This is a genomic window from Clostridium sp. LS (assembly GCF_002760435.1).
Taxonomy (GTDB): domain Bacteria; phylum Bacillota; class Clostridia; order Clostridiales; family Clostridiaceae; genus Clostridium.
Map to the genome: position 1 here is coordinate 1 of NZ_AUUU01000130.1, position 4,311 is coordinate 4,311.

Genomic DNA, 4,311 nt, shown 5'->3' on the forward strand with positions numbered 1-4,311 from the left:
CCAAGTTAATGCTATGTTTGAATCTTGTGTTACACTGCCAGCTAGGTTTGTAGGTGATAAAATTGTTGGTTCCACATAATCAATTGGCTTTTTCATTACATTTTGTTGTTCTGTATATGCTGATTTCATTTCCCAAACTTTCATTGATTTTACAACAATATCACCATCTGCAAAAATCTGTAAACCATTAGCATCAGTTCTATCTGGATATACTCTACTTGTTATACTTTTTAATCCATTAGCATAAGCTTCAACCATAGATCTATCTAGAAATACATGTAATTTTAAATTTTCACCCCTAAGGTCAATATTTCCTCCTTGTATCCCTCCTGCTTTTGATCTTAAATTAGAAGCGTTAATTGGAAGATTAGAAGATTGAGTACGATCAATATTAAATGTTGAGTCATTTGAATTCATATATATCTTAGTCTTTTGTTGTCCATCTTTTGTGGCTCTTACATTGATACCATATTCCTTTGCAGTTTTATTTTCTATTTCAAGTTCAACTTCAAGCATATCTCCATTAACATTACTTAACTCAGCATTAGCATCTTGTAAAGACTTGTCTGAAATTGAAACAAGAGGATTTCCTTCCCTTAATGAACTTAATTCTGAAATTGGTTCAACTCCAAGTCTGCCATCATTTCTCAATGTTAAGCTGATTGGTAATCCTGCACAATGAGCATATCCTGAAGACTTAAACATGTCATAATCTTGATTTTCTTGTGCAATATTAAATACAATTGAACGTCCTTGCGGATCAACAAATCCACTTGGACCCGTAAAGTGTTGTCCTAAATCAAATACTTGTGGTTCCTCTGAATCAGGAGTAAATTTACCAGTTACATTATCCCATGTTCCAATCCAATACCATGTATATTTTTCTTTGTATTGATCAGCAACACTTGCTGGGTTTTCCATGAATATCCACTTTCCACTATTACCAAGAGGTAAAAATACTGGTAATTCGAATACATTACCTTCTGCTGGATACTTGTTTATATTACCTGTAAACAAATTACCTTTATATGTCCAATTACGTAAATCACTTGATACAAATAATGGAGCAGCCCCTCCAACACCCGATATACCTGATCCAACAATACAATAATATAAATCACCATATTTCCATACAAATGGATCTCTAAATTCACTCTTCATTGTTCCACCAGCACCTGAATTAATAACAATTTTATCATAAATATTCCATTTGATTAAATCATTATCTCCATTTTGTGGATAAGTTGAAGTAGCTAGACCTACTCTTTGATTAGTTCCTTCTGTTGACATTAATGAATCATTACCCGCTGTAAATAATAAATTAGGTAAACCATCAGGACCAATTACAGAACTACCTGACCAAACACCATCAGGAGTAATATCACCTGGCTCTGGTGCTAATGCAGCTGGTAAGTCTCTCCAATGAACCATATCTTTACTTACCGCATGTCCCCAGTGCATGTTATGCCAGTATGGACCATGTTGATTATATTGATAAAAGATATGATATTGCCCATTAAAATATATAGGTGCATGTGGTTCATTCATCCAACTTATAGGCGGACTCATGTGATACTGTGGCCTATATATATCATCTGCTAATATACTTCTATCAGGCACAAGATTTACATTAAGAGTATGAGAAGGCATATTCGCAACATCCGCGTCAAAAGTTGATTTAATCTCATCTGCTGTTTTTGCCTTAGCTGTTATTTTAACTTCATCTAGTACACCATTAAACATATTGGCTTGAACAGTTGGATTTACATATGCACCATTTCTATTTTTACCAAGCATAATAGTTCCGCTAGAATCAACAATTTTGGTTCCCTTAGCTACATCTTGTGATGCTACTTCCTTACCATTTCTATAAAGTGTAATTTTTCCTTCATCACTTTTATATGTCGCTACAACATAAGACCACTCAGATGTTGGTAGAATATCGTTTTCATCTTCCACCCAAATATTATGCCAACCATCTTCAAGTCTTATTTGTAGAGCCCAAGTTCCATGTCTATGCACTCCAAATACATAACCAGAGTCTCCATCTTTATGATCAATAATCGGTGACAGGATTCTTTCTTCTGGCGAATTAAATGGTCCTCCTTTATTTCCATCACCCCATTCATAAGCCCTAGGAGCAACCCATGCTTCAAGTGTTAAATTAGAAGTAGCCTTTACATTTGATGTATAAGTTATTGATGATGAATACCCATCAAAATCCAAAGCATTGCCAACAACACCTTCTGTCCAAACAGGATCTGCATCTGTTTTGAATCTAGCATTATTATATTTATATGCTATAGGAGTATTAGTTCCAGAAACTTTCTCTTTGGTTGTATTTCCTTTCCCTTCATTAAACCCCCACTCTGCAATATCGTTACTAATTTTACTTAAGGTATTAACATCATCAATATTAATGTGTCCAAACCCGCCTGTTGAATTATCATATACTTCAATATAGCATTCTGTTCCTAAATATTGTGAAGCATCCCAAACCTGTCTCGAGTATGTTTCACTATTATTTCCTGTACACTTTTCGAGAATTGAACCATCAGATTTTCTAACCAATGCTACATACAGATTATTTATATCGTTTCCTCCACTAACTAGAAAATCTATCTGCCCAGTACCAGAGATTATAAAAGACGAAGATTTCAAGATTCCCTTAGCTGCATCAGGATTTTTTTGCCCTGATGGATAGCCCCATACATGGTATTTCCCATTTTGTAAAAATGGCCCCCCCCAATATGTTTGAGCATCAGAAACACTGAATGCTTGAGCAGCATCACCAATATTCTCAACCGTCCATCCATCTAAATTTCCACTTTCAAAATCATGATTAATTATCTGACTATCTTCACTGGATTCTGCATATGCAATAGGTGAAAATGATGAAAATAGCGTTATTGCCATGGAACATGTTAATGCATAAATTAATTTTTTTTTCATAACATTTTTCCTCTCCCCTAATAATATTTTTATAAATTTAAAGCTATTATCTGTCCAAACTAATCAATGAACCAATATAATTTTATAACCATTCCCCTTTAATCACCCCTTACAGTTTATTAAATATGACTAAATCCAACTTTTATTATTTTTAAACATTTACATAAAATAATCACCCCCTAACATTTTCAATTTGGATACTTTTCACTATTTAAGTTATCTTCTGATGAAGAAACTCTAGAAATATCAGTAAGATGCTGCACTAACTTCAATATGTCCTGTGATGTTGCCGCAATTTCTTCAGTTGTAGCAGCTTGTGTTTCACTACTAGAGCTTATTTCTGATATCTGGCAAGCTATATCTTCAATAGACTTAATCATAGAATCAATGGATTTCTTAACATTTTCAGTTGATTTTTTACTTGTAGCCGCAAGTTTACCCATTTCTTTAGCAACTACACCAAACCCTTTACCTGCATCTCCTGCCCGTGCTGCTTCTATGGCCGCATTAAGTGCAAGAAGATTAGATTGCCTAGCAATATTATTCATTACTTGAAGTATATCATTCATATCTAAAACTTTATTATATGTTTCTGTACTAAATGTAGATATGCATTCAACAAATGCTGTTAGTTGCTGAGCCTTTGAAGCTATTTCTTCAACTCCCCCTGAGAGTTCTAAAACAGAATTATATACATTCGAAGATGTTTTTTCGATTTCTATTTCTTCTTCTACATCTTTCATCGAAGAGAGTACTGCTACAACATCATCATTATCATTAAAAATAGGAATTTGAAGCATCTTAACTGGTACACCATAATATCCCTTTGACACAATTGTTGAAATAGACTTTTTAGACCTTTTTATTAAGTCGTAAATATCCATTTGATCACTATTTACCTCAGCTCCTATAATTTTTTTCACTTCCTCATGGATTTTTAAATTTTTTTCTTCAATTATTATTGTTTTCATATTCAATATATCGTAGGCATAAAATGAATAATCTTCTATCAAAATTTCATTTAGAAAAGGTAATGCATCAATTACCTTTTGCAAATCTTTTTCTCTCATGTTTTTCTCCTTATATTTATCTATCATTTCGATATTTAATACACGCAAAATTCTACATTTCACTATGTAAATAAAAACAGTAGATACTTTTATTTTTGATTTAAAACTATCTACTGTCATAATTTGATTTAATGTCAATTATAATATTTTTTAGATGTACCTTTTACAATTTTCTAGAAATCACCAAAACTCTTCACAAGTGCAATGAACTAGCTCACCTTTCACTTTTTAGCTTGTTGCTGGGAATACTGCTGTTATAACTCCTGAATTAGCGTTATTTGTTGCTGTT

At 33.0% G+C, this 4,311-nt stretch carries 2 protein-coding genes; both read right to left on the reverse strand.

Going from position 1 to position 4,311, the window contains the following annotated elements; all coding sequences use genetic code 11:
- Positions 1 to 2,952: GH32 C-terminal domain-containing protein (locus tag COL3_RS23835; protein ID WP_180277974.1), on the reverse strand; the 2,952-nt coding region annotated here is incomplete at its 3' end.
- 188 nt (positions 2,953 to 3,140) lie between these two features.
- Positions 3,141 to 4,022, reverse strand: a complete 882-nt coding sequence (locus tag COL3_RS23840; RefSeq protein ID WP_180277975.1) for a methyl-accepting chemotaxis protein — start codon at positions 4,020 to 4,022, stop codon at positions 3,141 to 3,143.
- Positions 4,023 to 4,311 lie beyond the last annotated feature (289 nt).

Bases quoted from the DNA above. Each gene is read 5' to 3' on its own strand.
- COL3_RS23840 (WP_180277975.1), bottom strand. From the start codon at position 4,022: ATGAGAGAAAAAGATTTGCAAAAGGTAATTGATGCATTACCTTTTCTA.